28 protein-coding genes are annotated in these 26,269 nt (G+C 68.5%); 11 read left to right on the forward strand and 17 right to left on the reverse strand.

The window, feature by feature from the left end:
- The first annotated feature begins 33 nt into the window (after window positions 1-33).
- Window positions 34-1,434, forward strand: a complete 1,401-nt coding sequence (gene pyk, locus D7X99_RS09345; RefSeq protein ID WP_121777458.1) for a pyruvate kinase — start codon at window positions 34-36, stop codon at window positions 1,432-1,434.
- A gap of 39 nt (window positions 1,435-1,473) precedes the next feature.
- On the opposite strand, the gene D7X99_RS09350 is transcribed toward pyk, so the two are convergent.
- The 9 genes from D7X99_RS09350 to D7X99_RS09390 form a co-directional block, all read right to left on the reverse strand.
- Complete coding sequence (locus D7X99_RS09350; protein ID WP_120576546.1) at window positions 1,474-2,139, reverse strand: hypothetical protein; 666 nt, start codon at window positions 2,137-2,139, stop codon at window positions 1,474-1,476.
- A 19-nt stretch (window positions 2,140-2,158) separates the two neighbouring features.
- Window positions 2,159-3,286 (reverse strand): glutamine-hydrolyzing carbamoyl-phosphate synthase small subunit, encoded by a 1,128-nt coding sequence (gene carA / locus D7X99_RS09355; RefSeq protein WP_121777459.1) that lies wholly within the window; start codon window positions 3,284-3,286, stop codon window positions 2,159-2,161.
- The gene (locus D7X99_RS09360; RefSeq protein WP_169824600.1) at window positions 3,286-4,587 is read right to left on the reverse strand and encodes a dihydroorotase; all 1,302 of its coding nucleotides are present in this window, start codon (window positions 4,585-4,587) and stop codon (window positions 3,286-3,288) included. Before D7X99_RS09360 ends, carA begins: the two co-directional genes overlap by 1 nt.
- Window positions 4,584-5,477 (reverse strand): aspartate carbamoyltransferase catalytic subunit, encoded by an 894-nt coding sequence (locus D7X99_RS09365; RefSeq protein ID WP_121777460.1) that lies wholly within the window; start codon window positions 5,475-5,477, stop codon window positions 4,584-4,586. The genes D7X99_RS09360 and D7X99_RS09365 overlap by 4 nt, the downstream gene beginning before the upstream one ends.
- Before the next feature lie 76 nt (window positions 5,478-5,553).
- Window positions 5,554-6,801, reverse strand: coding sequence for a signal peptidase I (gene lepB, locus D7X99_RS09370; protein WP_121777461.1), 1,248 nt, complete (start codon window positions 6,799-6,801; stop codon window positions 5,554-5,556).
- Window positions 6,802-6,806: 5 nt separating this feature from the next.
- Entirely contained in the window at window positions 6,807-8,618 is a 1,812-nt protein-coding gene (gene lepA / locus D7X99_RS09375) for a translation elongation factor 4 (RefSeq protein WP_120594043.1), read from the reverse strand.
- Between the two features lie 166 nt (window positions 8,619-8,784).
- Window positions 8,785-9,729: an NAD-dependent epimerase/dehydratase family protein gene (locus tag D7X99_RS09380; RefSeq protein WP_121777462.1), complete on the reverse strand. Its 945-nt coding sequence runs from the start codon at window positions 9,727-9,729 to the stop codon at window positions 8,785-8,787.
- Window positions 9,730-9,800: 71 nt separating this feature from the next.
- Window positions 9,801-10,760, reverse strand: a complete 960-nt coding sequence (locus D7X99_RS09385; RefSeq protein ID WP_121777463.1) for a UDP-glucuronic acid decarboxylase family protein — start codon at window positions 10,758-10,760, stop codon at window positions 9,801-9,803.
- Window positions 10,761-10,784: 24 nt separating this feature from the next.
- Window positions 10,785-10,967 (reverse strand): ribbon-helix-helix domain-containing protein, encoded by a 183-nt coding sequence (locus D7X99_RS09390; RefSeq protein WP_120576540.1) that lies wholly within the window; start codon window positions 10,965-10,967, stop codon window positions 10,785-10,787.
- A 93-nt stretch (window positions 10,968-11,060) separates the two neighbouring features.
- On the opposite strand from D7X99_RS09390, the gene D7X99_RS09395 reads away from it, so the two are divergent.
- Window positions 11,061-11,660: a hypothetical protein gene (locus D7X99_RS09395; protein ID WP_121777464.1), complete on the forward strand. Its 600-nt coding sequence runs from the start codon at window positions 11,061-11,063 to the stop codon at window positions 11,658-11,660.
- Window positions 11,661-11,717: 57 nt separating this feature from the next.
- Here D7X99_RS09395 and D7X99_RS09400 read toward each other — a convergent pair whose 3' ends face one another.
- The 4 genes from D7X99_RS09400 to D7X99_RS09415 all read right to left on the reverse strand — a co-directional run bounded on the left by D7X99_RS09400 (window position 11,718) and on the right by D7X99_RS09415 (window position 15,650).
- Complete coding sequence (locus D7X99_RS09400) at window positions 11,718-12,104, reverse strand: cupin domain-containing protein (RefSeq protein WP_223738386.1); 387 nt, start codon at window positions 12,102-12,104, stop codon at window positions 11,718-11,720.
- 5 nt (window positions 12,105-12,109) lie between these two features.
- A complete protein-coding gene (locus D7X99_RS09405) occupies window positions 12,110-13,057 on the reverse strand; it encodes an SPOR domain-containing protein (protein ID WP_121777465.1) in 948 nt (315 codons plus the stop codon).
- A 186-nt stretch (window positions 13,058-13,243) separates the two neighbouring features.
- Window positions 13,244-14,290: a tRNA 2-thiouridine(34) synthase MnmA gene (mnmA, locus tag D7X99_RS09410; protein ID WP_121777466.1), complete on the reverse strand. Its 1,047-nt coding sequence runs from the start codon at window positions 14,288-14,290 to the stop codon at window positions 13,244-13,246.
- A 94-nt stretch (window positions 14,291-14,384) separates the two neighbouring features.
- A complete protein-coding gene (locus D7X99_RS09415) occupies window positions 14,385-15,650 on the reverse strand; it encodes a CCA tRNA nucleotidyltransferase (RefSeq protein ID WP_121777467.1) in 1,266 nt (421 codons plus the stop codon).
- A 219-nt stretch (window positions 15,651-15,869) separates the two neighbouring features.
- Here D7X99_RS09415 and D7X99_RS09420 point away from each other — a divergent pair, with 219 nt between their 5' ends.
- Window positions 15,870-16,259, forward strand: a complete 390-nt coding sequence (locus tag D7X99_RS09420; protein ID WP_120576536.1) for a hypothetical protein — start codon at window positions 15,870-15,872, stop codon at window positions 16,257-16,259.
- Between the two features lie 71 nt (window positions 16,260-16,330).
- Window positions 16,331-16,483, forward strand: coding sequence for a hypothetical protein (locus D7X99_RS42735; RefSeq protein WP_158626965.1), 153 nt, complete (start codon window positions 16,331-16,333; stop codon window positions 16,481-16,483).
- On the opposite strand, the gene D7X99_RS09425 is transcribed toward D7X99_RS42735, so the two are convergent.
- Window positions 16,484-17,530, reverse strand: a complete 1,047-nt coding sequence (locus tag D7X99_RS09425; protein WP_121777468.1) for an alpha/beta hydrolase — start codon at window positions 17,528-17,530, stop codon at window positions 16,484-16,486.
- A 173-nt stretch (window positions 17,531-17,703) separates the two neighbouring features.
- Between D7X99_RS09425 and D7X99_RS09430 the strand changes: the two genes are divergently transcribed.
- The 5 genes from D7X99_RS09430 (at window position 17,704) to D7X99_RS09450 (ending at window position 21,264) form a co-directional block, all read left to right on the forward strand.
- Complete coding sequence (locus D7X99_RS09430) at window positions 17,704-18,222, forward strand: glycoside hydrolase family 16 protein (RefSeq protein ID WP_147476095.1); 519 nt, start codon at window positions 17,704-17,706, stop codon at window positions 18,220-18,222.
- A 119-nt stretch (window positions 18,223-18,341) separates the two neighbouring features.
- Window positions 18,342-18,686 carry a hypothetical protein gene (locus tag D7X99_RS09435; protein ID WP_121777470.1) on the forward strand — a complete coding sequence of 115 codons (345 nt, stop codon included), beginning with the start codon at window positions 18,342-18,344 and terminating at the stop codon, window positions 18,684-18,686.
- 37 nt (window positions 18,687-18,723) lie between these two features.
- On the forward strand, window positions 18,724-19,347 hold the full coding sequence (locus D7X99_RS09440) for a DUF1877 family protein (protein ID WP_121777471.1): 624 nt from the start codon (window positions 18,724-18,726) through the stop codon (window positions 19,345-19,347).
- Window positions 19,348-19,671: 324 nt separating this feature from the next.
- Window positions 19,672-20,517: a kelch repeat-containing protein gene (locus D7X99_RS09445; RefSeq protein WP_121777472.1), complete on the forward strand. Its 846-nt coding sequence runs from the start codon at window positions 19,672-19,674 to the stop codon at window positions 20,515-20,517.
- A gap of 66 nt (window positions 20,518-20,583) precedes the next feature.
- Window positions 20,584-21,264, forward strand: coding sequence for a tyrosine-protein phosphatase (locus tag D7X99_RS09450; protein WP_121777473.1), 681 nt, complete (start codon window positions 20,584-20,586; stop codon window positions 21,262-21,264).
- Window positions 21,265-21,310: 46 nt separating this feature from the next.
- Here the strand turns inward: D7X99_RS09450 and D7X99_RS09455 are convergent, their stop codons facing one another.
- The gene (locus D7X99_RS09455) at window positions 21,311-21,493 is read right to left on the reverse strand and encodes a hypothetical protein (RefSeq protein WP_121777474.1); all 183 of its coding nucleotides are present in this window, start codon (window positions 21,491-21,493) and stop codon (window positions 21,311-21,313) included.
- A gap of 687 nt (window positions 21,494-22,180) precedes the next feature.
- Between D7X99_RS09455 and D7X99_RS09465 the strand changes: the two genes are divergently transcribed.
- Window positions 22,181-23,170, forward strand: a complete 990-nt coding sequence (locus D7X99_RS09465) for an aldo/keto reductase (RefSeq protein WP_121777476.1) — start codon at window positions 22,181-22,183, stop codon at window positions 23,168-23,170.
- An 18-nt stretch (window positions 23,171-23,188) separates the two neighbouring features.
- Here the strand turns inward: D7X99_RS09465 and D7X99_RS09470 are convergent, their stop codons facing one another.
- Window positions 23,189-24,094, reverse strand: coding sequence for a LysR family transcriptional regulator (locus tag D7X99_RS09470; protein WP_121777477.1), 906 nt, complete (start codon window positions 24,092-24,094; stop codon window positions 23,189-23,191).
- 78 nt (window positions 24,095-24,172) lie between these two features.
- Window positions 24,173-25,078: a LysR family transcriptional regulator gene (locus tag D7X99_RS09475; RefSeq protein ID WP_121777478.1), complete on the reverse strand. Its 906-nt coding sequence runs from the start codon at window positions 25,076-25,078 to the stop codon at window positions 24,173-24,175.
- Between the two features lie 146 nt (window positions 25,079-25,224).
- Between D7X99_RS09475 and D7X99_RS09480 the strand changes: the two genes are divergently transcribed.
- Window positions 25,225-26,268, forward strand: coding sequence for an NAD(P)-dependent alcohol dehydrogenase (locus D7X99_RS09480; protein WP_121777479.1), 1,044 nt, complete (start codon window positions 25,225-25,227; stop codon window positions 26,266-26,268).
- Window position 26,269: the final 1 nt, after the last annotated feature.

Raw genomic sequence — 26,269 nt, forward strand, 5'->3', positions numbered from 1 at the left:
CGCCCACCCCGTGGCGCTAGGATGGGCGGACCTATGCGCAAGGCGAAGATCATCTGCACGCTGGGTCCGGCTTCGGACTCCAAGGAAGTCATCGAAGGGCTGGTGAAGGCGGGCATGAACGTGGCCCGGCTCAACTTCTCCCACGGGACGCACGACGAGCACCGCCAGCGCGTCCAGCGCATCCGCGCGGTGTCGAAGAAGCTGGGCGTGCCGGTGGCCATCCTCCAGGACGTGCAGGGCCCCAAGGTGCGCCTGGGGCGCTTCGAGGGCGGCCAGCTGATGGTCACGGCCGGCGACACGGTGACGGTGACGACGCGCGCGGTGCTGGGCCAGGGGAAGATCATCCCCACCCCGGTGCGCACGCTGCCCCGGGACGTGGAGAAGGGTCACGAGGTGCTCCTCGACGACGGCCGGGTGCGCCTGCGCGTGCTGAAGGTGAGCGGCCAGGACGTGTCCTGCCGTGTGGAGGTGGGCGGGCTGCTCAAGGACCACAAGGGGCTCAACCTGCCCGGCACGGCCATGTCGGTGCCCACGCTGACGGAGAAGGACAAGGTGGACCTGGCGTTCGGCCAGGAGGTGGGCGTGGACTACGTGGCGCTGTCCTTCGTGCGCTCCGCCCAGGACGTGCGCCAGGCACGGGCGCTGGTGGCGAAGGGCAAGCCGCCCATCATCTCCAAGATTGAAAAGCCCCAGGCGGTGGAGAACCTGGAGGCCATCGCCGCGGAGTCGGACGGGGTGATGGTGGCCCGCGGCGACCTGGGCGTGGAGATGCCACTGGAGCAGCTGCCCGCCATCCAGAAGCGCGTCGTGCGGGAGGTCAACCGCATGGGCGGCATCGTCATCGTCGCCACGGAGATGTTGGAGAGCATGGTGCTCAACGCCCGGCCCACGCGCGCGGAGGTGTCGGACGTGGCCAACGCCATCCTCGACGGCGCGGACGCGGTGATGCTCTCCGGGGAGACGGCCGCGGGCCGCTACCCCGTGGAAGCGGTGGCCACCATGGCGCGCATCGTGGAGGAGACGGAGCGCACCGGCCTCATCACCCTGCCCCACTCCCCCTTCGAGCGCTCCGAGGACCTGGGCACCGGCGTCGCCGCGGCGGCGGTGGCCGCGTCCCGGCAGCTGAACATCGGGACCATCATCGCGTACACGGAGAGCGGCCACTCCGCGCGGCTCATCTCCGAGTTCCGCCCCGGCGCGCGCATCCTCGGCCTGACGCCCAACGCGGACACGGTGAACCGGATGGCGCTGTACTGGGGCGTGACGGGCCACCTGGTGAAGCGCGTCAGCACCACGGAGGCCATGCTCAAGCAGGTGCGCCGGCTCTGCCAGGAGCTGCGCTTCTGCGAACCCGGCGCGCCCTTCATCCTGGTGGCCGGCGTGCCGCTCAACGTGCCGGGCAACACCAACATGATGAGCATCCACCGCATCTGAAGCGGCATGCGGTGGAGGCTCAAGGGCAGAGGGCCCTCGCTAGAGGACCTTCTGCTCGAAGTCGTAGATCTTCTCCACGGACAGCTGGCGGTAGCGCTCCACGTTGAGGGCCCGGCGGGCACACTCCCACACCAGGTCCTTGGCGGGGCGCTCCGGCTCCTTCTTCTTGCGGCGCTTCACCTCGGCCTTGATGGACTTGAGGGCCAGCGCCGGGTGGTAGCAGAAGGCGGAGGAGAACAGCAGGTGGCCGCCGAAGGGCACCAGGCGCGCCTCCAGCACGTCCCCCGTCTCCAGGCCCGCGATGTGGCGGCGCTCCGTCACGTCGAAGTCCTTGCCGGAGAAGAGCTCGCGCAGGCGCACCATGCCCTTGGCCAGCTTGCGCACCTCGAAGAGACCGTGGACCGTCTCCGTGAAGCTGCGGAAGGCGTTGGCCTCCTCCGGCGGCGCGGACTGCAGGCGCTGCTCGTACAGCTCCGCGGCCGGCGTCTTGCCCGTGAGCGGCGAGACGCGGTCGTAGAGGTAGTAGTCCAGGAACGACGCCATCCGCAGCTCGAAGAGCTTGTCGTCCTCGAAGACTTCTCCGGTGAGGCGGAAGTACTCCGCCTTCGCCTCCAGGAGGTCCGGCTTGCGCGCCTCCGAGCTGCCGAAGGCGATGAGCTGGTCCAGGTAGGGCTGGTACGACATCGGGGTCAGCGCGGTGTCCATGGCCGGTGCGAGCCTCTTCCTACGAACCCGCCATCAGCGTCGCGAAGCGGCTGAACAGGTAGCGCGCGTCGTGAGGGCCGGGCGAAGCCTCGGGGTGGTACTGCACGCTGAAGGCCCGCGCGTCCGGAACGGCCAGGCCCTCCACCGTGCCGTCATTCAAGTTGATGTGCGTGACGACGGCCTTGCCCTTGAGGCTGGCGTCGTCCACCGCGAAGCCGTGGTTCTGCGCGGTGATCTCCACCTTGCCCGTCGTGAGGTCCTTCACGGGCTGGTTGCCGCCGCGGTGGCCGAACTTCATCTTGTACGTCCGGCCGCCCAGCGCCAGCGCCATGATCTGGTGCCCCAGGCAGATGCCGAACACCGGCACCTTGCCCAGCAGCGCCGCCACCGTGCGGTCCGCGCCCTTCACCGCGGCCGGGTCGCCCGGGCCGTTGGCCAGGAAGACGCCGTGCGGCTTCTTCGCCAGCACCTGCTCCGCCGTGAAGTGGGAGGGAACCACCGTCACGCGGCAGCCCACGTCCACCAGGTACTGGAGCATGGAGCGCTTGAGGCCGTAGTCGTACGCGACGACGTCGAACTTCAGCTCCGGCTCCGGGCGCTTGTCACCGGTGGCCAGGAACACGTCCGGCGACGGCGTGGTGAAGAGGTAGGGCTCCTTGCAGGACACGCCCGTGGCCAGGTCCAGGCCCTCCATGCCCACGGCGGTGCGCGCGCGCTCGGACAGGGCGGCGGCGGACACGTTCTCCGTGGAGATGATGCCCGTCTGCGCGCCGTGCGTGCGCAGGTGGCGCACCAGCCGGCGGGTGTCCACGCCTTCAATGCCCACGCGGCCGTGACGCGCGAGGTACGCGTCCAGCGTCTCCTGCGAGCGCCAGTTGGAGGGCGTCTTCGTCAGCGAGCGCACCACCATGCCCACCGCGTGCGGCAGTCCCGCCTCCTCGTCCGCCGCGTTCGCCCCGATGTTGCCCATCTCCGGGTACGCCATGGTGACGATCTGCCCCACGTACGAGGGATCCGTGAGGATCTCCTGGTAGCCGTACATGGACGTGTTGAAAACCACCTCGCCCACCGTCTCGCCGGAAGCGCCAAAGGCGCGTCCCTCGAACGTGGTGCCATCCGCCAGTGCGAGTACCGCCCGCTTCGTCATCACCGCGACTCCTTGAGCTGACCGTCCTCGAACACACACCGGCCGCCCACCCACGTCTGCGTCACGCGACCCTTCAGCGTGCGCCCGTGGAAGGGCGTGTTGCGACTGCGGGAATAGAACCGGTGGGCATCCACCGTCCACTCCTCCGAAGGTGACACCAGGGTGATGTCCGCCGGGGCACCAGGCGCCAGGTGACCGCCCGGCAGGCCGAATACCCTCGCCGGCCCGTCCGACAAGAGCTCCACCGCCCGGCGCGGCGTGAGCACGCCCTCGTGCACCAGCGCCAGCGTGAGCCCCAGGGCCGTCTCCAGCCCGACGATGCCGTTGATGCCCTTCTCGAACTCCACCAGCTTGTCGGACACGCCGTGCGGCGCGTGGTCCGTGGCGATGGCGTCCACCGTGCCATCCACCAGCGCCTCGCGCAGCGCCTTCACGTCCACGTCACTGCGCAGGGGCGGCGCCATCTTCGCGTGGGTGTCGTAGTCCCCCACCGCCCGGTCATCCAGGGTGAAGTGGTGCGGCGCCACCTCGCAGGTGACGCGCAGGCCGCGCGCCTTGGCCTCGCGGATGAGCCGCACGCTGCCCTCGCAGGACACATGCGCCACGTGCAGCCGCCCCTTCGTCTCCTCCAGGAGCACCAGGTCGCGCGCCACCATGGCCACCTCCGCGGAGGAAGGAATCCCGCGCAGGCCCAGCCGCGTGGACGTGGCGCCCTCGTGCATGGCGCCGCCGGCGGACAGGGTGAGGTCCTCCTCGTGCACCATCACCGGCACGTCGAACTGGGTGGCGTACTGGAGCACCCGGCGCATCAGGCCCGCGTTCATCACCGGGCGGCCGTCGTCGGTGAGGGCCACGCAGCCGGCGCCAATCAGCTCGCCTGCTTCCGACAGCTCCTCGCCCTTGAGCCCCTTGGTGATGGCGCCGGCCGGGTACACGTGGCACAGGGCCGCGTCCCGAGCGCGCGACAGCACCAGCTCCGTGACGAGCGCGCTGTCGTTCACCACCTTGGTGTTGGGCATGGCCACCACGCCGGTGAAGCCGCCCGCCACCGCCGCGCGGCAGCCGGTGAGGACCGTCTCCTTGCCCTCTTCTCCCGGCTCGCGCAGGTGCACGTGCAGGTCGATGAAGCCCGGCACCAGCCACTTGTCGGTGGCGTCCACCACCCGCGCGTCCTTGGGCGCGGGAAGCGGGCCTTGCGACACCTGGGCCACCCGGCCGTCCGTCACGAGGACGTCACGAACGCCGTCCACGCCATTGCGCGGGTCGATGACGCGCGCCCGCTGGAAGAGCACCGTGGTCATGATGCGCACGCCTCCAGGACAGCCCGGCGCACCGCGACGCCGTTGGCCACCTGCTCCAGGATGACGCTGCGAGGCCCGTCCGCCACCACCGGCGACAACTCCACGCCGCGGTTGATGGGGCCCGGGTGCAGCACGACGGCTTCCGGCTTCATCCGCTCCGCGCGGGCGGGCGTGATACCGAACAGCCGCGAGTACTCCCGCTGGGACGGCAGGAAGGCTTCCGACATGCGCTCCGTCTGCAGCCTCAGGCACATCACCGCGTCCGCCTGGGGCAGCACGGCGTCCAGTTGATGCGTCACCTCTCCGCCCATCTCCTCCAGCCCTGGCGGCAGGAGGGTGGGCGGTCCGCAGAGCACGACCCGGGCCCCCAGCGCCTTCAGGCACAAGAGGTTGGAGCGCGCCACGCGGCTGTGCTGCACGTCGCCGACAATCAGCACCGTGCGCCCGTCCAGGCGGCCCCAGCGCTGGCGCAGGGTGAAGGCGTCCAGCAGGGCCTGGGACGGGTGCTCATGCGCCCCATCGCCCGCGTTGACCACCGCGCACCTCACGTGCCGGGCCACGAGCCCCGGCGCGCCGGAGGAGCGGTGGCGGATGACGATGACCGCCGGCCCCATGGCTTCGATGTTGCGCGCGGTGTCCAGGAGCGTCTCCCCCTTGGACACGGAGGAGCCCGCGTAGCTCCAGTTGAGGACGTCCGCGCCCAGCTTCCGCGCGGCCACCTCGAAGGAGGAGCGCGTCCGGGTGGAGTCCTCGAAGAAGAGGTTCGCCACGACGCGGCCCCGCAGAACGTGCGAGGCATCCGGTCCGCCGGGCAGGTGCGCCTGGGCGCGGTCGAGCAGTGCTTCCAGCTCGTCCCGCCGCCAGCCTGCGATTCCGAGAAGATGTCTCATGGGCCGGGGCCGCCGCGTACCGCGCGCCGCACGTTGCGTCAAGCACGGCGCGTGGCTGCGACCCGTCCAGCGTCCGTCAGCGCACCGGCTCGAAGAAGCGGTCGACCCTCAGGCCCGTGCCTCCGAACAGATTGCCCAGCAGGCCACCCCAACCGAGCGACAGCCAGACGACCATGGCCTTGCCCTTGATGTGGCCGTACGGCACGTAGGCGACCTCGGCGCCGCCCGGGCCGCCCAGGTTGTAGCGACTGTCCGCGCTGTTGTCCCGGTTGTCGCCCATCACGAAGACGCTGTTGGCGGGCACTGTGTAGGGGCCCTCGTGCTCGCGGCCCGGCAGGCGCATGGGGTGCTGGAGCGACGAGTGCACCACCTCGCCCAGGGTCTCCCGGTAGAGCACCTCTTCCTGGTCGAACCAGCGGCCCGTCAGGTCGTCCTGGTTGTGCACCACGTAGTCCGGCGTCACCAGCGTGCGCGGCTGCGGCTCGCCGTTGATGCGCACCACCCCGTCGACGATCTCCACCGTGTCGCCGGGGATGCCGATGACGCGCTTGATGAAGTCCTTGGACTCGTCCACCGGGTTGTTGAAGACGATGACGTCCCCGCGCATGGGCTCCCGCACGATGCGGAACGGGACGAAGTTCGTGTACGGGATGCGCACCCCGTAGATGAACTTGTTGACGAAGACCTGATCGCCAATCTGCAGCGTGGGCAGCATGGAGCCGGACGGGATGCGGTACGGCTCGATCAGCACCGTGCGGATGATCACCGCGATGAGCAGCGCCTTGCCGAAGCCGCCCAGGAAGTCCCACACGGACTGCTTGCGGTACGCGCCCAGGTGCTCCTGGGTGAGCTTCTCCAGCGCCTGGGTCTCCGTGCGCAGCAGCTCCGCGTTGGCCGCCACGGACGCGGACTCCACGCGCAGGGCCTGCTCGGTGATGCGCTCCGCCACGGCCGGGGACACCTTCGCCCCCAGGCGCGCGAGGATGCGCTCGTCCTCGGAGATGAGCTCGTGCGCCTCGTGGCGCAGCGTGCGCAGCAGCGATTCCTTCCGGGAGGCGTTGCGCCACACCAGCAGGCCCACGAAGGCCAGCACCATCAGCAGGCCGAAGCCCTTGATCAGCGGCTGGGCCCAGGACGCGGTCCCGGGCGCCATCTCAATCAGCGTGACGTAGGGGATGAACGCCAGGCCCACACCGCACAGCGGAGCCCAGAGGCTGGTGAGCAGCTCGCGCCACATCAGCTGGCGGCGAGCCTTGAGCTGCTCCGGAGTGCGGCGCGCGGCCATGGCCGCTCCCAGCTTCATGGAAGGACTGGCCGTGCTCATAGGGCTTACTGCTCCGTCTTGAGGACCGCGAGGAAGGCTTCCTGCGGAATCTCCACCGTGCCCACCTGCTTCATGCGCTTCTTGCCCTCCTTCTGCTTCTCCAGGAGCTTGCGCTTGCGGCTGATGTCGCCGCCGTAGCACTTGGCAAGGACGTTCTTGCGCATGGCGGAGATCGTCTCGCGGGAGATGATCTTCGCGCCGATGGCGGCCTGGATGGCCACCTCGTACATCTGCTTGGGAATCACTTCCTTGAGCTTCTCGCAGACCTCGCGGCCGCGCAGGTACGCGCGCTCGCGGTGCACGATGACGGAGAGCGCGTCCACCGGCTCCCCGTTGATGAGGATGTCCAGCTTCGCGAGGTCCGCCTCCGCGTAGGAGGACAGCTCGTAGTCCAGGCTCGCGTAGCCGCGCGACACGCTCTTCAGCCGGTCGAAGAAGTCGAAGACGACTTCCGCCATGGGCATCTCGTACGTCACCTGCACGCGCGTGCCGCTGGAGCCCAGGTACTTCATGTCCTTCTGCACGCCACGCCGGTCCTGGCACAGCTTCAGGATGGCGCCCAGGTGCTCGTTGGGCACGTGGATGTGACAGGTGAGGATGGGCTCCTCGAACTTGGTGATGTTCTGCGTCGGCGGCAGCTTCGCCGGGTTGTCCACCAGGAGCACTTCATCCTTGGTGGTGGTGATGCGGTAGACCACCGACGGGGCCGTGGTGATCAGGTTGAGGTTGTACTCGCGCTCCAGGCGCTCCTGGACGATCTCCATGTGGAGCAGGCCCAGGTAGCCGCAGCGGAAGCCGAACCCCAGCGCCGTGGACGACTCCGGCTCGTAGGTGAAGGCGGAGTCGTTGAGCGTGAGCTTCGCCAGCGCGTCGCGCAGGTTCTCGTAGTCGGACGAGTCCACCGGGAAGATGCCGGAGAACACCATCGGCTTGACTTCCTTGAAGCCCGGGAAGGGCTGCTCGGTGGGCCGCGCCTCCTCCGTCACGGTGTCGCCGACCTTCGCGTCCTGCAGCTCCTTCACGTTGGCGACGAGGACACCCACCTCGCCCGCCATGAGCTGCGTCACCGGGCGCGAGAACGGGCTGAACACGCCCAGCTCCTGCACCTCGAAGACCTTGTTGTTGCTGAACATCTTGATCTTCTGCTTCAGCTTCAGCGTGCCTTCCAGCACGCGCACCAGCGTCACCACGCCCCGGTAGTTGTCGTACCAGGAGTCGAAGATGAGCGCCTTGAGCGGCGCGGACGGCGAACCCGTGGGCGGCGGCACGCGCTTGACCACCGACTCCAGGATGTCGTGGATGCCGATGCCCTCCTTCGCGGAGGCCGGCACCGCGATGGACGCGTCGATGCCGATGACGTCTTCAATCTCCCCGCGCGTGCGTTCCACGTCCGCGGAGGGCAGGTCGATCTTGTTGATGACCGGGATGATCTCCAGGTCGTGTTCCAACGCCATGTAGACGTTGGCGAGCGTCTGCGCCTCCACGCCCTGCGTCGCGTCCACGACGAGCAGCGCGCCCTCGCACGCGGCGAGGCTGCGGCTCACCTCGTAGGCGAAGTCCACGTGTCCCGGCGTGTCGATGAGGTTGAGGACGTAGTTCTGGCCGTCCTTGGCGGTGTACGTCATCCGCACGGACTGGGCCTTGATGGTGATGCCCCGCTCTCGCTCGATGTCCATGTTGTCGAGGAACTGGGCCTGCGCCTCACGCTTGGTCAGCGTGCCTGTCTTCTCCAGGAGGCGGTCGGCCAGCGTCGACTTTCCATGGTCGATGTGGGCGATGATGCAGAAGTTGCGGATGTGCGCGTTTTCAGCCGGCATGGTCAGGGCGCTCGTCGGTCGCGAAGCGGGCGTAGGTAACACCGAACCGCCTGAAAATCCACGACCGGCGCACACCTGCCCGCCGGGCACTCCACCCGCCTGACGCCCCTTGTTCCCCCCGGCATCCAGGCCGGGGGGACTTGAGCGGCGCGACGACGGCCCGGACTCAGCCCCGGGCGCGGACGGGCCCCGCGGCCTGCTCGCGGAAGAACTGGAGCGTGTGGCGCAGGCCCTCCGCCAGCTGCACGGACGGCTCCCAGCCCAGCACCTTCTTCGCGTGCGCCGCGTCGATGCAGGAGCGCAGCTGCTCGCCCGGCTTGCCCGGCGCGTGCGCGGCCTTCAGCGAGCTGCCGCCGGCCTCCGCGATGAGCTCGTAGAGCCGGTTGATGTCCGTCTCCACGCCGGTGCCGATGTTCGCGGCGCCCACGTAGTCGCTCTGGAAGGCCAGGTAGTTGGCGCGGGCCACGTCCGGACCGAAGACGAAGTCACGCGTCTGCTTGCCCTCTCCGTAGATGGTGCAGCCCTGCCCCGCGATGACGCGCTGGCTGAAGATGGCCACCACGCCGGCCTCGCCGTGCGGGTTCTGCCGGGGGCCGTACACGTTGGCGTACCGCAGGGCGACGTACGGCAGGCCGTACTGCGCGCGGTAGTAGCCCAGGTACAGCTCGCCCGCCGCCTTGGAGACGCCGTAGGGCGACACCGGCCGCTGGGGATGGTCTTCGCGGGCGGGGAAGTAATCCTGCTCGCCGTAGATGGCGCCGCCGGTGGAGCTGAAGATGACCTTCTTCACGCCGGACTGGCGCGCGGCCTCCAGCAGGTTCGTCATGCCGCGGATGTTCACGTCCGCGTCGAAGCCGGGGTCCTCCACGCTGCGGCGCACGTCCATCTGGGCGGCCAGGTGACAGAGCACCTGGGGCTTCTCCGTGCGGACGAGCTCCGCGGCTTCCGGGCTCCGGATGTCGTGCACGGCCAGCCGCACGCGCGGATCCAGGTTCTCCTTCTTGCCGCTCGACAGGTTGTCCAGCGCGATGACCTCGTGGCCATTGCGCAGGAACTCATCGCACACGTGCGAGCCGATGAAGCCCGCGCCGCCCGTTACCAGGACTTTCACGCCGTTCTCCCCAGGCCCGGCTGCCACGAGGGCCGGGCCGACTACCTCGCGTTCACTCGCGCGCGGCCAACCTAAGTCCCAGAGGGGCGACCGGCAACCTCACGGAAGTAGGCGATGGTGTCCCGCAGACCATCTTCCAACTTCACCTTGGGCTCCCACCCCAGCAGCGTGCGCGCGCGGGTGATGTCCGGCTGACGCTGCTTCGGATCATCCTTGGGCAGCGGGTGGTAGACGATCTGCCTACCCCCACCGGCCGCTTCGCGCACGGCCTCCGCGAACTGCTTGATGGTCATCTCGCGCGGGTTGCCGATGTTCACCGGGCCCCGGACGTCCGACAGCGCGAGCCGCACCAGGCCGTCCACCAGGTCCTTCACGTAGCAGAACGAGCGCGTCTGGCTGCCGTCACCGAAGACGCTGAAGTCCTCGCCCTTGAGCGCCTGACCCACGAAGGCGGGCACCACGCGGCCGTCGTTGAGGCGCATGCGCGGGCCGTACGTGTTGAAGATGCGCACGATGCGGACGTTCACGCCGCGGCTGCGCTCGTACGCGGCGCTGATGGCCTCCGAGTAGCGCTTGGCCTCGTCGTACACCGAGCGCGGGCCAATGGGATTCACGTTGCCCCAGTAATCCTCCTTCTGGGGGTGCACCAGCGGGTCGCCGTACACTTCCGACGTGGAGGCCATGAGGAACACGGCCTTCTTCTTCTCCGCAAGCTTCAGCGCGTTCTCCGTGCCGATGGAGCCCACGCGCAGCGTTTCGATGGGGAGGTTCGCGTAGTCGATGGGCGACGCGGGCGAGGCCAGGTTGAGGACGAAGTCCACCGGCCCGTCCACCTCCAGGCCTTCCGTGATGTCCTGGTTCACGAACTGGAAGCCCGCGCGCGGCTTGAGCGTGCGGACGTTCGCCTCATTGCCCGTGATGAGGTTGTCCACCGCGAGGACGGACTCCGCGCCGTCATCCAGCAGCCGCTCACACAGATGCGAGCCCACGAATCCGGCCCCACCCAACACCACCGCCCGCTTGCCACGCATGCTCGTCACGTCACGCCTCGTTCGTCAGGAGAGTTCGTCGAAGGTTGCCTGGCCCGGCAGCTGCGCTTTGTACTTCTCCAGCACCAGGTCGATGCCCTGCCGGATGTATTCGGCCACGGGCACCTTCGACTTCTGGTTCAGCGCCTTGAGCAGTTCGTTCTGCTCCGGAGTGATGTAGATGGTGGTGCTGACTTTCTTTCGGGCCATGGCGATACGTGAAAATATATGGAATGACGTGGCCTGCGAAAGCACGGAAGTGAAGCGGCGCGAACATGGCGCCCCACCTGCTCGGGAGGCACCTTGGCTTCTAGCAACCGTTTGATTTTCCTGGGCTTCCTGGCTGTAGGTGCGCTCGCGGGCTGCGCCTCCCAGAAGGCCGTGGAGACCCATGACGCAGTGCGCAAGCGCCCCGAGGGGGAAGCTGTCCGGGGGAAACAGGACCCGGGGGAGACCGTCACGGAGCTGGACGCCAACGGCGACGGCCGCACGGACGTCTGGGAGTACCGGCTCAAGGACGTGCTGGTGCGCAAGGAGCTGGACCTGAACTGGGACGGCCGCGTGGACGTCACCCAGTACCTGGATCCGCAGGGCGCGAAGGTCCGCGAGGTGATGGACCTGGACTACGACGGCAAGGTGGACGCCACGTACCACTACGCCGAAGGCAAGCGCACGAAGGGTGAGCGCGACCTGGACGGCGACGGCCGCTCGGACTCGTGGCTGTACTACGAGAACGACACGCTCGTGCGGAAGGAGCGCGACGCGAACCACGACGGCCGGGTGGACTACTGGGAGTACTGGGAGAACGGCCAGGTGGATCGCATTGGCGAGGACCTGGACGGCGACGGCACCGTGGACCAGTGGACCCGCAATCCGAACGCGGCGGCGAAGTCCAAGGAGTGACGTCGGAGGCCCGGCCGGCGCACCGTGAAGGCGCGCCAGCGGGCTTCACAGCGGGGACTACGGAGCGCTGGTGCCCGTGCGCCCGTAGGAGTCCTCCAGGCGCACCACATCATTCAGCTCGGGGGTGCTGACCTCGAGGATGTCGCAGTCGGTGATGGCGACCATGCGGTGCTTGGTCAGCGGCTTGATGTGGTAGCTCTCACCGGGATTCATCTCCTTCTCGATGAGGCCCTGGCCCTCGTCCACGACGAAGAGGAGCTTGCCGCTCTGGACGTGGATGGTCTCGTCCTTCACGTTGTGGAACTGGAGGCTCAGCTTGTGGCCGGCCTTCACGTGCAGGAGCTTGCCCACGTAGCGCTCCGTGTGGGCCCAGATGAGCTCGTGGCCCCAGGGCTTCTCCACCCGCTTCGTCGTCGTCATTTGCTTCGTCTCTTCCTTGCCCAGCAGCGCTAGTTCGTGCCGGCCACGTACGCGTCGAGCTGGGTCTCGCGCTTGAAGTCCGTCAGGTACCGACCCGCGGCTTCCTTGCTGGCGAAGCTGCCCATCCGGACGCGGTACCAGGTGCCCTTTCCGGACACCTCCGCCGTCAGGATATAGGGGGCATAGCCCTTGTCGCGCAACCGCGCGGCGAAACGGTCGGCGTCCTGGCGGCTCTGGAAGGCGGAGAGCTGGAGTGTGAACGCCCCACCCTTCACGGCCTCCGACGGACGCGGCGGCTCCGCGGGCAGCGCCTGGGCCCGGGCGATGGCCTCCTTCATGCCCCCGTCACGCGCGGCGGTGCGGGTGGCGACCGGCGTCTCCTCCACCTTTCCCTTCACCGGCTCCACCACCTTGGGTTCTGGCTTCGGCTCAGGCTTCGCGGCGGCGACCTTGGCGGGCTCTTCGACCTTGGGCTTGGGCTCCGGCTTCGCGAGCGGCTTGCCGTTGGCGATGGCGTCCTCCTCGGCGGTGTCCATCGCGGGCAGCTCGCCCGTGTCGGGGTCCGGCGTGGGGGCCAGGGCGGCGGGCTTCGCGGCGACCTTGGGGGCTTCCGCGGGCTTGGGCTCCGGCTTCACTTCGGGCTTCGCGGCGGCGGCGACCTTGGGGGCCTCCGGCTTCGCGGCGGGCTTGGGCATCGGCGGCAGGGGCTCGGAGCCCGTCTTGCGGGTGAGCTCGTCCGGGAAGGTGAGCGGCGGATCCTGGCGCGCGTCGTTGAGGACCTGCGCGTTGGCGTCCAGCGCGGAGAGCAGGTCCGGGGCTTCGGCCGTCTGCGCGTCGCTGGAGAGCTTCTTGCCCACCACCACGCCCAGCACGAACACGGCGCCCATCACGACGATGCCGGCGATCAACAGGCTGACGATCTGCCGGTTGTCCAGCGAGACGTCGAACTTCTCCTTCATCCGATGGGCGTCACGCATGGCGGGGCAGACCTCGATCGCGCGCTCACGGCCCGTGTAACGGCCTGTAGCGACAGCGTGCGCGCAAGCTACGCCCCACCCCCAGGCGGGTCAAATTCGCGGAGGCAGTGGAACACGCGGCGCGCGCGAGGCCGGAAGTCCGGCCCCGGCTGCATCAGTGAATGACGGAGGACGCGCCAGGTCGGCTCAGACGATCCACCCGCCGCCGAGCACGCGATCCCGGTCGTAGACCACCGCGGCCTGCCCCGGCGTGACGGCGCGCGCGGGCTCGTCGAGCTTCACGGACACCAGCCCGTGCTGCGAGATGTGGATCCGTCCCGGTGCGCCCGCATGGCGGTGGCGGATCCGGACCTCCACCGCCTGTTCGGGCGGGGGCGGCCCGTCCACCCAGTGCGGCTGGAGCAGGCCGAACTGCGCGCGGCCGGTGCCCTCCGCGGGGCCCACGACGACGCGGTTCGTCTCCGGATCCAGGCGCTGCACGTAGCGCACTTCGCCGCCGCCCAGGTTGAGGCCCTTGCGCTGCCCTACGGTGAAGCGGTGGATGCCGTTGTGCGTGCCCAGCACCTTGCCCTCCGGATCCACGACCTCTCCGGACGGCTGGGGCCCGGCAACCTTCTCCACGAACCCGGCGTAGTCGCCGTCCGGCACGAAGCAGATCTCCATGCTCTCCGGCTTGTGGGTGGTGGGCAGGTGGTGGCGCTCGGCGACGGCGCGCACCTCCGGCTTGGTGAGGTGGCCCACAGGGAAGAGGACGTCCTTCAGCTCCTCCTGGCCCAGGGTGAAGAGGAAGTAGCTCTGGTCCTTGGCGGCGTCCACGGCGCGGCGCAGGTGGAAGCGGCCGTCCACCTCCTCCACCTGGGCGTAGTGGCCCGTGGCGAGCCGGGCGCCCAGGGCGCGCGCGCGCTTGAGGAGGAAGTTGAACTTCACGTCGCGGTTGCAGCTCACGCACGGGATGGGCGTCTTGCCGCCCAGGTACGACTGGACGAACGGGTTGACGACCCGGTCCTGGAAGATCTCCTCGGCGTTGGCCACGTAGAACGGAATGCCCAGCGTCTGGGCCACCGCGCGGGCGTCGTCGATGTCGTCCGGACTGCAGCAGCTGCCACACTTCGCGGCGCCCTCGTAGGACCAGACGCGCAGGGTGATGCCGATGACCTCGTGGCCCTGCTCCTTGAGCAGGGCGGCGGCGGCCGAGGAATCCACTCCGCCACTCATCGCAACGACGACTCGCATGGGGCTCCTTCCTACACGCCCCCAGGCCGCGACGCACGGCCAGAGGCGCTCCGGGCCCCCTCCCCTGCCCTCCGGCCGGGAAGAGGCCCCCGTGTCATGAACCGCGCGCCGCCCAGGCCGTGAGCAGGGAGCGGAGCGCATCCGCGGTGTTCAGCGACGGGTCATCGAGCACGGATTCGACAAGGTACCGGGTCGCCTCGCCCACCTTCGGCGAGGGGCCGATGCCCAGCGTCTTCATGATGTCGCCCCCGGTGAGCGCCAGCTCCTTCGCGGACAAGGGGGGCTTCGCGGCGGCCAGCGCCTCCAGCCTCCCGGCCAACGCCTCCACCGCGGGCAGGCGCTCCGGGGCCCGGACCTGGACGCGGGCCTTCGCCACGGAGAGGAGCGCGGGCAGGTTCACCAGGCCCACGCGGGCGAGCAACCGGCGCAGCGCGGGGTCCGCGTCGTCCACGCGCGTCTCCAGCTTCGCGTGCTCGACGAGCAGGCCGATGAGGTCCGCGGACTTGTTGGGGAACTTCAAACGCAGACACAGCTCACGGGCCTGCGTCGCGGTGTCGATGTCCGCGAGCAGCGTGGCCACGCGCAGGTCCGCGTCCAGTGGCGCGGCCTGCACGGCGGCGCGGGCGAGCCGGGCGGCTTCCACGTCCGCATGAGCCACCTCCGGAAGGAAGACCTCCATCAGCCCCGTGTCCGCCAGCAGGTGCAGCCCCATCTCCGCGCGGGGGGACAGCAGCAGCTTGAGCAGCTCCTCGCGCACGCGCTCCAGCGCGACCTTGCGGAACACGGCCAGGGTCGCGGGGATGGCGTCGCGGGTGTCGGGGTCCAGCGTGAAGCCCAGCACGGCGGCGAAGCGCACGGCGCGCAGGGGGCGCAGGCCGTCCTCGGAGAAGCGCTCCTGGGCGGAGCCCACGCAGCGGATCAACTTCGCGGGCAGGTCCACCTGGCCGCCGAACGGATCCACCAGCTCGCGGTCCAGCGGGTTGTACGCCATGGCGTTGATGGTGAAGTCGCGCCGCGACAGGTCCTTCACGATGTCCCGCTCGAAGGACACGGAGCTGGGGCGCCGGCCATCCAGATAGTCCCCTTCCGAACGGAACGTCGTCACCTCCACGTGGTTGCCGCCGGTGACGACCGTGACGGTGCCGTGCTGGATGCCGGTGGGGATGACCTTGCGGAAGGCGCGCTGGACCTCTTCTGGCAGCGCGCTGGTGGCGACGTCGAAGTCCTTCGGATGGACCTTGCGGACCATGTCCCGCACGCAGCCGCCCACCAGGTACGTGGGGTGGCCCAGCTCGCGCAGGCGGGTGATGACTTCGAGCACGGGCTTCGGAATGTCGGCGTCGTGGAGGTTGGCGATCATGTCCGCGAGGGTGGGAGGAGACGGGCGCGTACGTTGCCGTCTTCCGGCGGGCCTTGCCACTGCGATGGCCCTCGCGAAGGCCGGCATACGACAAATGACGTATACGTGTGCAAATGAAAGTCTTCAGGAAACTCCAGCCCACATGCCCCGACAATCATTTCAACGCATCACCTACCGCGGGCAGGGGCCAACGGGCCGCCGCCCCCAGCGAGGCAAACCATGTTCAAGGTCACCAGCAACCACACGTTCAAGAACCCCTCCCGCCTGCAGATTGATCAGACGACGCAGGGCAAGACGAGCGACTACAGCCACGCGGTCAGCGGCGTGAACCAGATCCTCGACAAGGGCAACTTCGGCATCTCCGACCGTTCCAAGAACAGCGTCATCGACAACGTCAAGAAGGTGGAGACGGGCGCGCGCAGCGAGGTCAACGCGCACCAGCGCGAGGCGCTGAACTTCGGCCGCGACGCCTTCGTGAGCTTCAGCAAGGGCCAGTTCAAGCAGGGCGCGGTGGAGGCCCTCGGCTCGGGGCTCAACGCCGCGGCCTCGGGGTTCAAGTCCACGTACACGCCGACGCCGCACGAGAAGCAGGGCATCGACCCCTGGTGACCCCTGCCTGCTGACAGGCCAGGCATCACGCACGGCGTCTGGCGGGTGCATCTGTTAACGATGCGCCCGCCATGTCCGAATCCCGAACCACCGCGGTGCACGTCCACGACGCCTGCGAGGTGTACGTGGGCCGTGCCTTCCGCGCCTGGGCGAAGCCCGGGCCGCTCAACCCCGTGCCGGGCCACGCGGACGTGCTGGCCGCGTGGCTGGAATCAGGGGATTGATCAGTGACGCGCGCTCTCCCGTTCGCGAGCCTGCGCGGGCTGGGACGTGAGCGTCGCCTCCACCTGCCTCCGCGTGCCCAGGGCTTCCGACAGCGTCACGCAGGCCTGGGCGATGGCGTTGCGCGCGGCGAGTGAGTCCGCCAGCGGATCCAGCATCACGAAGTCGTGGATCATCCCATCGTACTGGAGGGCCAGCGTGGGGACGCCCGCGTCCACGAGCCTGCGCCCGTAGGCCTGGCCTTCGTCGCGGAGCACGTCGCACTCTCCATTGAGGATCAGCGCCGGGGGCAGGCCTCGCAGCTGCGCGTCGGTCGCGCGCAGGGGGCTGACGGTGGGCTCCGTGCGGACGGTGGAATCCGGTACGTAGTTGTCCCAGAACCACTGCATGCCGCTGCGGGTGAGGAAGTAGCCGTCCGCGTAGCGCGCGTAGGACCCCGTGTCGAAGCGGGCATCCGTGACGGGATAGAACAGCACCTGCTGCAGGATGCGCGGACCGCCGCGTTCCTTCGCCACCAGCGTGAGCGCCGCCGCCAGGGTCCCGCCAGCGCTGTCTCCCACCACGGCGATCCGCTGTCCATCCAGGTCCGCTTCGCCGCCGTTCTTCGCGACCCATTGCAGCGCGGCGTAGGCCTGTTCGATCTGCGTGGGGTACTGCCCTTCCGGAGCAGGCGTGTAGTTGACGAACACGACCGCGCACCGCGCGCCCACGGCCAGCTCACGGATCAACCTGTCGTGCGTGTCCTTGTCGCCCAGCACCCAGCCACCGCCGTGGAGGTAGAGCACCACCGGGAGCGTCTCCGACGCGTCCGCGGGCCGCACGATGCGGACGGAGACCTGTCCGTCAGGGCCCACCGGCAGGGAGCGGTCCTCGATGCGGGCCGGCTTCCGCGCGCTCTTTCCCGCCTGCACGCTCCGGAGCACGCCGCGCGCCTCCGCGGGAGACAGGGTTTCGAGCGCGGGCCCGCCCGCCTTCTTCAGCTGCTCCAGGAAGGCACGGACGTGGGGATCCAATCCGGAGTCGGAAGGCTGCTTCGTGTCGGTGGGCATGGCGTCTCTCCTCCTGGGCCGAGAATGGCCACGCACGACAGGAGTGGGAGACGCAGGCACACGGTGGGCTTGTCCGACGCGCCGCATCTGCTATTTACAACTATGCATGTATTTCTAGTTTATCACGGAGAGTGTCATGTTCGCCGTCAAAGGTCGTCAGCATCCAGAGCGGCGTGTTGAACAAGTACCTGCACACCGAGAATGGCGTGCACATGGTGGCGGCGCTGACGCCGAAGATCCCTGGAGCAAACGCGTCGGGTGGCTTGCCTGCCGGACGCTACGCGGTGCGCTTCCGGGCTGATGCGGTGCCCGGCTACAAGGTCGCGTGGCTGCTCTGGCCGGACAGTGAGGTGTGGCCGCGCGATGGAGAGATCGACTTTCCGGAAGGCGACCTGAACGGCACCATCTCCGGGTTCATGCACCGGCAGAACGGGACGTCGGGCGGGGATCAGGACGCGGCCTCTTCGAGCGCGCGGTTCACGTCCTGGCACACGGCCATCATCGAATGGAGCCCGGGACGCTGCCGCTTCATCCTCGATGGCACGGTCATCCTGGACAAGACCAGCCGCGTGCCGAACACGAGCATGCACTGGGTCATCCAGACGGAGACCGACCTGAGCGGCACGCCGCCGAGCAACAGCGCCGCGGGCAACGTGCAGATCGACTGGGTCGCCGTCTGGGTGCCGAAGTAGCACGGGCATGATGCCGTCGGGCATTCCTCTCATGGGGGATGCCCGTGCGCTCCGCGCGGTGGGAAGGAATGACGCGGGCCTGATCCACGGGCCCCTCTTTCCCAGACAGCGGAGTCGCCATGTCGGTCCAGTACGATCCCAACATCATCACGAAGCACGCGCAGGCGCTGTACAACCGGGCCTCCGGCATCATCTTCGCGTGGAGCGTCATCGGCTTCATCGCGGGACTGGTGATGACGACAGCCATGAACACAAACGCACCAGGTCTCATCGTGGTGCTGGGCGGACTGGTGGTGGCGTTTATCGGCGCCATGTTTGGCCGGGGCCGTGCCTTCGCGCTCCAGCTTCAGGCGCAGGTGGCGCTCTGCCAGGTCGCCACGGAGGCCAATACGCGAAGGGCCGCGAATTCAGCGGCTGCCGCGGTGCCGACCACCGCCCCTGAATCGGTGAATCGCGCGGGCTAGCTGATTCGATGGCTGCGGAGCTGCTAGGACGGGCCCCATGGGACTTGATGCGAGTTACCAGGCCCTTCCCGGCGGTTCCCCGCTGCTGGAACTGGCGCGGCGGAACATCGGCGTGGGCGAATGGCTGTGGTCCGTCAACTCGCGGCTCCGGGATCCGCGTGAGGAGAACCTTGCACCAGGCGACCCGGAGCCAGGCGAACTCCTGCTCCTGAACGCCGTGAAAGAGCTGTTGCGTACCCGCCCCGACCTGGGGACGCAATACGTGGACCTCGACCGGAGGTGGGATCACCTGCACTTCGTCCTGTCCGACCGCCGCCGGAACCCGCAGAAGTTCGAGGGCGACGACTCGCTGGCCGGAATCGCGATCAAAGGTGAGGAGAAGATCGCCTCGCATGTGACGGGAGGACAGGGCACGCCCATTCGCTACACGCGGCCGGAGACGGTGGAGCGCATCGCCCGGATGCTGGAGGCCGTGCGGTTCGACACCCTTCGCGAGCACTTCACCTACGAAAGCATGAGCGAAACGGGCGTCTACAAATGCCCGCACGAGAACTTCATCGATGAGAACTGGAAGTGGCTCACCGAGTACTTCGACCGCTTCCGCGCCTTCTACGTCACGGCCGCGAAACACGGAGACGGCGTCCTCGTCTGCGTGGACTGATTCTAGCTCAGGACCTGTTTTTCCCGCACCCTGAGACAGGTCCGGGTGTCTTGATACACCCGATTTGTGTTCATGTTTCATGAAAGGAATCCAGACACCGCGTGCCATTGTCGCGGGCCCATTTCCCGGGAGCCCACATGCGCACCTCTTCTTGGATGTCCCTGGCCGTCGTTCCATTGCTGTTGAATCTCGCGTGCAGTCCCGAGAGCGAGCTACCCGAAGAGGACGCCGTGTCCTCCCAGTCGTCCGCGCTCGTCTTGTCCGGTGGTTCGATGCTGTCCGCGCGCTACCAGCACACCGCCACGCTGCTCGCCAACGGCAAGGATGATGGGACAGGCCGCGGTGCGGCTCGCGGATGGCCGCGTGCTCGTGGCGGGTGGAAGCAATGGCACGACGTCCTCCAGCAACCACGCGGAGATCTGGAACCCCACCACGGGGACGTGGACCACCGTCGCGTCGATGAACACGGGCCGCAATGGCCACACCCTGCAACTGCTCTCCAGCGGCAAGGTGCTGCTGACGGGCTATGCCACCGCGGCGGAGCTGTATGACCCAGCCGCCAACACCTGGACGAACACCGGCGCCACGGCCGTCCAGCACTTCTCCGCGCCGTCGGTGACTCGGCCGGATGGCACCATCCTGATGGCGGGTGGCTCCTACAACACGATGCAGGTGGAGCTGTTCTCCCCCGCGACCAGCACCTGGAGCACGGTGGGGACGCTCTCCCAGTCCCGCGTGGACCACCCCACGGTGGCGCTGGCGAACGGAAAGGTCCTGTTCCTCGGAGGGACGACCTACAACGCCCAGGGCAACATGCAGGCGCTGGCGAGCATCGAGGTCTTCGATTCGTCCGCCACGTGCACCCCGACGACGTGCGCGGCGCAGGGCAAGACGTGCGGAACCATCTCCGACGGCTGTGGTGGCACCCTCACCTGCGGCACCTGTAGCGCCGGACAGGCCTGCTCCGCCAGCAACGTCTGTGTCGCCGCCTCCTGCACCCACAACGTCTGTACGACGGGTTCGTCGCTGAACAAGGATTGCAACTCCTGCACGTTCTCGGTGTGCAACCGCGACCCGTACTGCTGCACCACGGCCTGGGACAGCATCTGCGTCAGCGAGGCCAACTCCTGGTGTGTCATCGCGCAGCCGGGCTGCGTCGTGAGTCAGTAACAGTCACTTCCGGGTCGGCCTCCGCAGCGTGGAGGCCGCCCGGGTTTCCGCTACGCTGCGCCGCGCATGAAATACACGTTCGTCTTCACCACAGCGGCGGCACTCCTCACCTTCCTGGCGCAGCGGATCCAGGGCTTCGGCTGGCTGCTGCTATGGCCCGCGCTGAGCTTCGCGGTGGTTGCGCTCGCGTACGCCGGACTGGGATCAAAGGCCTTCGGGAAGCAACCGGATGGACGCATGCGGCCATGGGCCGTGTTCGCGCTCCTTCCCTACCTGCTGCTTACGTGGGGGACCTGGCATCTGGCGCGGCGCTCGTCGCGGGAGCGTGCCTTTGACGAAGTGGTGCCCGGGGTCCTGGTGGGACGCCGATTGCTCCCTGGCGAGCTGCCCTCGGGTGTCACGGTCGTGCTGGACCTGACTTCCGAGTTCATCGAACCGGAAGGCATCCGCGCCGCTGGCCGGTACGTGTCCCTGCCCATCCTGGACGCATCGACGTTGCCCGTGGAGCACGTGGTCCCGGTCCTTCGGGAGCTGGCCGCCCTGCCCGGGTCGGTCTACGTCCATTGCGCGCAGGGACATGGGCGCACCGGGATGATCGCCGCCGCGCTCCTCGTGGCGCGGGGGGATGCTCCGGATTCAAAGGCGGCACTCGCTCGGGTGCGTCAGGCTCGGCCCGGGGTGCGGCTCTCCGCGTTGCAGGAGCGTGCGCTCGACGCGTTGTCGGCGGCACTCCGCTCCCATCCCTGAGCCGCGAGGCCTGAAAACACCAGGCCCCGCGGGTGCTCAGGACCGCTCAGCTCTCGACGACAGGAGGCTGCTCCGCGTCGCAGACCGGCGCGGTGTCCTCGGACTGCTGGGCCTGCTCCGTGGAGACGGCAGCGGTCTCCTTGCACTGCGGCGGATAGGCAAACGCGGCGGCAGGGGACACGGCGAGGACGGCGGACACGGCCATCAGGGACTTCCTCAGCGCGTTCATCGGCATTCCTGTTGTGAGGGGAATGTGCCTGCGCGAAAGGCCGGCATGCCTCACAGCAGATGCCAGCCCGGGGAAACAAATACAGACACCCAGCACCAACAGCGTCTTCAGCTGAACGTTCGCATCGCCCTCAAGTCTGAACTGTGAAAGTCAATAGCGGCAAGCCGCGATATCCAGCGTCCGTGGCGGGAACCAGACTGCGCGCCCACCTTTTCGTTGGAGCCGCCATGTTCCTCAGCCGTCTGTTGGCCGTTGCCGCTGCGTTTGCCCTTTCGCCCACGGCCAGCTTTGCCATGCCCATCCAATGCAGCCAGGTCTGTCCCGAGACCTACGAATGCGACATGGCGTGCGGCGAGGGCTATCGCCTCACCACGTGCCAGGCGGCGGGCTACGCCTGCTACTCTCCGGCCAGTGCTCCTGAATCGAGCGGCGAGGCACTGGTTTCGGCCTGTTCGGACTGCTCCGACGCGCGAACCAACTGCCTCTGGAACGCGGCAACCGGCGGCTCCGCGGACGTCCAGTCGTGCGTTGACGCCTACGTCGCATGCGCCGCGAGTTCCTGCGGGAGCGCGGATTAGCGCGCCACTTTCAAACTGCGTTTAACAGCCTGTTGGTCTCCCGGGGTCTAGTACTCCCGGGAGCCCGGCCGTATCTCTCCGTGCAAGAACGCACACGGGAGAGAACACGATGCAAAAGCGCAGACTCGGAAACAGCGACCTGGAGGTCTCCGCCCTCGGGCTTGGCTGCATGGGCATGAGCCACGGCTTCGGTCCGCCGGCGGACAAGCGGGAGATGGTCTCCCTCATTCGGACGGCCGTCGACCGGGGCGTCACCTTCTTCGACACCGCAGAGGTCTACGGCCCCTTCACGAACGAGGAACTCGTGGGGCAAGCCCTGTCTCCCGTTCGCGGGCAGGTGGTCATCGCCACGAAGTTCGGCTTCCACTTCGACTCCGATGGGAAGCAGGCCGGGCTGAACAGCCGGCCAGAGCACATCAAGCAGGTCGCCGAGGCCTCGCTCAAGCGGCTGAAGACCGACACGATCGACCTGTTCTACCAGCACCGGGTGGACCCGGAGGTGCCCATCGAAGACGTCGCGGGCGCGGTCAAGGAGCTCATCCAGGCAGGCAAGGTCCGGCACTTCGGCCTTTCCGAAGCGGGCGTGAAGACGATCCGCCGCGCGCACGCGGTCCAGCCGGTCACCGCCCTCCAGAGTGAATACTCCCTGTGGTGGCGTGAGCCCGAGCAGGAGATCCTCCCAACCCTCGAAGAGCTCGGCATCGGGTTCGTTCCGTTCAGCCCACTGGGCAAGGGCTTCCTGACTGGCAAGCTGAACGATGCGTCCCAGTTCGAAAAGGGCGATATCCGCAACGTCCTGCCGCGCTTCACGCCGGAGGCCCGCCAGGCGAATCAGGCCTTCGTGGACCTGATTGGCAGGGTCGCCGCCCAGAAGAATGTGACGCCGGCCCAGCTCGCGCTTGCCTGGGTCCTGGCGCGGAAGCCGTGGCTCGTTCCCATCCCGGGCACCACGAAGCTCCATCGCCTGGAAGAGAACCTCGGCGCACTCCAGGTGACGCTGGCGCCTGACGAGCTCCGCGAGCTCACCGACGCGGCCTCGAAGCTCACGGCGCAGGGAGATCGCTACACCGAGGCAATGCAGAAGATGATCAACCGCTGAGCGCGGCCGCGGTCGCGTTCACAAGGCCTTCACAGCCAACTCGCGCGCCGCCTCGACGAAGAGTCGCAGCGGCGCGGAGCGCTGCGCACGGCTGGGGTAGTAGAGGAAGAAACCGGGCACCGTGGGCGCGTAGGCCTCCAGCACCCGCACGAGCTTCCCGGTCCGCAGCCGCGCTTCCACGGCTGGCTCGAAGGCATACGCCAGTCCCACGCCCTGCTCCGCCAGGTCCAACGTCAGGTGACTGTCGCTGCTGACCACGCCTCCTCGCACCGGCACACGCCAGTTCCTGCGGCCCCGCTCCAGCTCCCATGCATAGAGCGTCCCGGTGGAACGCATGCGGAACGTGATGCACTCATGCTTCAGCAGGTCCTCCGGGCGCTGGGGCGTCCCGTGGCGTTCCAGGTAGCTGGGGGCGCCCACCACCACGAAGCGGAACTCATCCGTGAGGCGCACCTGGACCATGTCGCGCTCGATGGCTTCGCTCAGCCGCACGCCCGCGTCGTAGCCCTCCGCCACGATGTCCACGAAGCGCTCCTCGATGACGACCTCCACCTCGATGCGCGGGTGACGCGCGCGGAAGGTGGGGACCACCGGGGTGATGAGGTAGGGCACCGCCGCCCGCGGCACGGACAGCCGGACCCGACCCACCGTCTCTCCCGGCTGCGCGGCCACCTCCCCGAGCGCGGCGATCGCCTGCCCCATCGCGGGTCCCGCGGTCTCCACGAGCCGCCGGCCCGCGTCCGTCAGCGCCACGCTGCGCGTCGTGCGGGTGAGCAGCACCACGCGCAACTGCTCCTCCAGCTGCCGCACCGAATGACTCACCGCCGCCGTGGAGACGCCCAGCTCGCGCGCGGCGCCGCTGAAGCTGCTCAGGCGGGCCACGACGAGGAACACCTGGAGCTGCGTGAAGGGTGCCGTGTTCATTCTCGAGGACCCTCTTGGGCTTCACTGTTCAGCAAGCATCGCGAGGCTACGGACTTCCCCACGCGGAGTCACCCGCGCTCACACGGCCTTGGCCGCCAGCTCCCGCGCCGCCTCCGCGAAGAGACGCAGCGGCACCGAGCGCTGAGCACGGCTGGGGTAGTAGAGGAAGAAGCCGGGCACGGTGGGCGCGTAGGCCTCCAGCACCCGCACGAGCTTCCCGGTGCGCAGCCTCTCCTCCACGGCCGGCTCGAAGGCGTACGCCAACCCCACGCCTTGCTCCGCCAGGGTCGCGGGCAGATGGATGTCATTGGTGACGACGCCGCCGCGCACCGGCACGCGCCAGTTCTTGCGCCCGCGCTCCAGCTCCCACGGGTAGAGCGTTCCGGTCGTCTGGGAACGGAAGGTGATGCACTCGTGCTTCAGCAGGTCCTCGGGACGCTGGGGCATGCCGTGGCGCGCGAGGTAGCCGGGCGACCCCACCACCACGAAGCGGAACGCCTCCGTGAGCCGCACCTGCACCATGTCGCGCTGGATGGACTCGCTCAGGCGCACGCCCGCGTCGTAGCCCTCCTCGACGATGTCCACGAGGCGATCCTCGATGACGACCTCCACCTCCACCCGTGGGTGTCGTTCTCGGAAGGTGGGGACCACCGGGGTGATGACGTAGGGCACCGCCGCCGTCAGCACGGACAGCCGGACCCGGCCCACGGCCTCTCCGGGCTGCGCGGACACCTCGCGGAGCGTGGCCAGCGTCTGCCCCACCGCCGGGCCTGCTCCCTCCACGAGCCGCCGGCCCACGTCCGTCAGCGCCACACTGCGCGTGGTGCGCGTAAGCAGCACCACTCGCAGCTGCTCCTCCAGCTGCCGCACCGCCTGGCTCACCGCGGCCGTGGAGACGCCCATCTCGCGCGCCGCGCCGCTGAAGCTGCGCAGCCGGGCCACGGCGAGGAACACCTGCAACTGCGTGAAGGGGGCCGTATTCATTCGCGAGGACCGTATCCGAAGCCACTGTTAAGCACCCGTTAAGAGCCTATTGGCTTCTCGCGCGTAGTCATCCACGGGGCTGGCGCGTATCTCTCTGCGCACGTGAACGGGGCCCACCGGCCCCATTGCTCCTGGAGAAGAGACTCATGCCCACCGCCAACGCCTACGCCGCCACCTCCGCGAAGTCACCGCTCGGCCCCCTGGCCATCCAGCGCCGGGAACCCGGCCCGCGCGACGTGCTCATCGAGATCAAGTTCTGCGGCATCTGCCACTCCGACATCCACACCGTCCGCGGCGAGTGGGGCGAGACGACCTACCCCATCGTCCCCGGCCATGAGATCGCCGGCATCGTCACCAGCGTCGGCGCCGAGGTGAAGAAGCACGCCGTCGGCGACCGCGTCGGCGTGGGCTGCATGGTTGACGCGTGCGGCGACTGCTCGTCCTGCCGCAAGGGCGAGGAGCAGCACTGCCTCAAGGGGTTCGTCGGCACCTACGGCGCCACCGGACGGGACGGACAGCTCACGCAGGGCGGCTACTCCACCCACATCGTCGTGACCGAGGACTTCGTCCTCAAGATTCCGGAAGGCATCTCGCTCGAAGCCGCCGCGCCGCTCCTGTGCGCGGGCATCACGACGTACTCGCCGCTGCGCCGCTGGGGCGCGGGCCCGGGCAAGAAGGTGGCCATCGTGGGCCTGGGCGGCCTGGGGCACATGGGCGTGAAGCTCGCTCGCGCGATGGGCGCGGAGGTGACCGTCCTGTCGCAGTCGCTGAGCAAGAAGGAGGACGGCCTGCGGCTGGGCGCGCACCACTACTACGCCACCAAGGACCCGGAGACGTTCCAGAAGCTCGCCGGCACATTCGACCTCATCGTGAACACGGTGAGCGCGAAGATCGACGTGGACGCCTACCTGTCCCTGCTGGCCCTGGACGGCGCCCTGGTCAGCGTGGGCGCGCCTCCGGAGCCGCTCTCCCTCAACGCGTTCTCGCTCTTCATGCCCCGTCGCGTGTTCACCGGATCGCTCATCGGCGGCATCCCCCAGACGCAGGAGATGCTGGACTTCTGCGCCCAGCACCACATCGGCGCGGACATCGAGGTCATCCCCGCCAGCAAGATCAACGACGCCTACGAGCGCGTCCTCGCCTCCGACGTCCGGTACCGGTTCGTCATCGACACGTCGACGCTGAAGTAGC

The sequence above is a fragment of the Corallococcus sp. AB032C genome (assembly GCF_003668935.1).
GTDB lineage: Bacteria > Myxococcota > Myxococcia > Myxococcales > Myxococcaceae > Corallococcus > Corallococcus exiguus.

Coding starts and splice junctions, on each gene's coding strand:
- D7X99_RS09390 (WP_120576540.1), bottom strand. CDS start 10,967: ATGGCCCGAAAGAAAGTCAGCACCACCATCTACATCACTCCGGAGCAG.
- mnmA (WP_121777466.1), bottom strand. CDS start 14,290: ATGCGAGTCGTCGTTGCGATGAGTGGCGGAGTGGATTCCTCGGCCGCC.
- D7X99_RS09385 (WP_121777463.1), bottom strand. CDS start 10,760: ATGCGTGGCAAGCGGGCGGTGGTGTTGGGTGGGGCCGGATTCGTGGGC.
- D7X99_RS09350 (WP_120576546.1), bottom strand. CDS start 2,139: ATGGACACCGCGCTGACCCCGATGTCGTACCAGCCCTACCTGGACCAG.
- D7X99_RS09420 (WP_120576536.1), top strand. CDS start 15,870: ATGTTCAAGGTCACCAGCAACCACACGTTCAAGAACCCCTCCCGCCTG.
- D7X99_RS09405 (WP_121777465.1), bottom strand. CDS start 13,057: ATGCGTGACGCCCATCGGATGAAGGAGAAGTTCGACGTCTCGCTGGAC.
- D7X99_RS09465 (WP_121777476.1), top strand. CDS start 22,181: ATGCAAAAGCGCAGACTCGGAAACAGCGACCTGGAGGTCTCCGCCCTC.
- lepB (WP_121777461.1), bottom strand. CDS start 6,801: ATGAGCACGGCCAGTCCTTCCATGAAGCTGGGAGCGGCCATGGCCGCG.
- D7X99_RS09475 (WP_121777478.1), bottom strand. CDS start 25,078: ATGAATACGGCCCCCTTCACGCAGTTGCAGGTGTTCCTCGCCGTGGCC.
- D7X99_RS09425 (WP_121777468.1), bottom strand. CDS start 17,530: ATGCCCACCGACACGAAGCAGCCTTCCGACTCCGGATTGGATCCCCAC.
- D7X99_RS09360 (WP_169824600.1), bottom strand. CDS start 4,587: ATGACCACGGTGCTCTTCCAGCGGGCGCGCGTCATCGACCCGCGCAAT.
- D7X99_RS42735 (WP_158626965.1), top strand. CDS start 16,331: ATGTCCGAATCCCGAACCACCGCGGTGCACGTCCACGACGCCTGCGAG.
- D7X99_RS09435 (WP_121777470.1), top strand. CDS start 18,342: ATGTCGGTCCAGTACGATCCCAACATCATCACGAAGCACGCGCAGGCG.
- D7X99_RS09480 (WP_121777479.1), top strand. CDS start 25,225: ATGCCCACCGCCAACGCCTACGCCGCCACCTCCGCGAAGTCACCGCTC.
- D7X99_RS09365 (WP_121777460.1), bottom strand. CDS start 5,477: ATGAGACATCTTCTCGGAATCGCAGGCTGGCGGCGGGACGAGCTGGAA.
- D7X99_RS09440 (WP_121777471.1), top strand. CDS start 18,724: ATGGGACTTGATGCGAGTTACCAGGCCCTTCCCGGCGGTTCCCCGCTG.
- lepA (WP_120594043.1), bottom strand. CDS start 8,618: ATGCCGGCTGAAAACGCGCACATCCGCAACTTCTGCATCATCGCCCAC.
- D7X99_RS09415 (WP_121777467.1), bottom strand. CDS start 15,650: ATGATCGCCAACCTCCACGACGCCGACATTCCGAAGCCCGTGCTCGAA.
- D7X99_RS09455 (WP_121777474.1), bottom strand. CDS start 21,493: ATGAACGCGCTGAGGAAGTCCCTGATGGCCGTGTCCGCCGTCCTCGCC.
- pyk (WP_121777458.1), top strand. CDS start 34: ATGCGCAAGGCGAAGATCATCTGCACGCTGGGTCCGGCTTCGGACTCC.
- D7X99_RS09470 (WP_121777477.1), bottom strand. CDS start 24,094: ATGAACACGGCACCCTTCACGCAGCTCCAGGTGTTCCTCGTCGTGGCC.
- D7X99_RS09450 (WP_121777473.1), top strand. CDS start 20,584: ATGAAATACACGTTCGTCTTCACCACAGCGGCGGCACTCCTCACCTTC.
- carA (WP_121777459.1), bottom strand. CDS start 3,286: ATGACGAAGCGGGCGGTACTCGCACTGGCGGATGGCACCACGTTCGAG.
- D7X99_RS09445 (WP_121777472.1), top strand. CDS start 19,672: ATGATGGGACAGGCCGCGGTGCGGCTCGCGGATGGCCGCGTGCTCGTG.